We start from the raw sequence: 805 nt of genomic DNA, 5'->3' as shown, positions 1-805 counted from the left end.
CGCCGCGCGCGCGGGGGGAGGCGGGCCGCGCGCTGGTGCTGGAGGGCGCGGAGCGCACCCGCTTCCTGCTGCTGGCCGGCATCATCACCGCCACCGGCACCATCACCGCCATCATCTCGGTGCTAGCTTCTGATGCTGCTCCAGGCGCAGGGCGTCACCCTCGCCGCCGCGGTGGCGGCGGGCACTTTGATCGGCCCTGCCCAGGTGTTCGCGCGGCTGATCGAGCGGGCGAGCGGCGGCCGCCATCACCCGCTCTGGACCATGACCGGCGCGGTGGCGCTCATGGGCGCGGGGGTCGGCCTGCTCGCGGCGGGCTTTCCGGTGGTGGCGGTGGCGCTGGTGGCCTATGGCGCCGGCAACGGCATCTTCTCCATCGCCAAGGGCACGGCGCCGCTGGCGCTGCTGGGTGCCGATCGCTATCCCGTCCTGTCCGGCCGGCTGGCGCGGCCGGCGCTCCTGGCGCAGGCGCTTTCGCCGTCCGTCGCCGCCTATCTGCTGGCGGCCGGCGGGGCGGAAGCGGTGTTCGCCGCGCTCGTCGGCCTCGCCGTCACGGCGGCGATCCTGCTCGCGCTCCTGTGGCGCCTGCGCTGAGGGCGCCAGTCAGAAGCAGGCGTCGGAGGTGAGGCGATAGGTGCGGCCCTCGCCGAGAAGGTGCGCCACGAACCCGGCGCGGCCGAACAGGCCGGCGATGGCGGGGGCGGAGACGGCAAGGCGCCGGTATAGGCGCCGAAGGCGGGCAGCACCATGCGCGCGCCGTCGGTCACGAAGCAGCGCCGGCGGAGCGCGCGCCCGCGCCGCACCACGG

1 protein-coding gene and 1 pseudogene are annotated in these 805 nt (G+C 75.9%); one reads left to right on the top strand and one right to left on the bottom strand.

Annotation, left to right across the window (positions count from 1 at the left end; all coding sequences use genetic code 11):
* Positions 1–132 precede the first annotated feature (132 nt).
* Positions 133–591 (top strand): hypothetical protein, encoded by a 459-nt coding sequence (locus AC2W7M_RS26550; RefSeq protein ID WP_486136179.1) that lies wholly within the window; start codon positions 133–135, stop codon positions 589–591.
* A 9-nt stretch (positions 592–600) separates the two neighbouring features.
* Here the strand turns inward: AC2W7M_RS26550 and AC2W7M_RS26545 are convergent.
* A pseudogene (locus AC2W7M_RS26545) lies at positions 601–805 on the bottom strand (hypothetical protein); the annotation flags it as partial.

Source organism: Xanthobacter sp. BG11Y11_SDJG (genome assembly GCF_057364445.1).
The sequence above is the reverse complement of the archived record's forward strand: the minus strand, read 5'-3'. Positions and strand labels throughout refer to the sequence as shown.

Bases quoted from the DNA above. Each gene is read 5' to 3' on its own strand.
- AC2W7M_RS26550 (WP_486136179.1), top strand. From the start codon at position 133: ATGCTGCTCCAGGCGCAGGGCGTCACCCTCGCCGCCGCGGTGGCGGCG.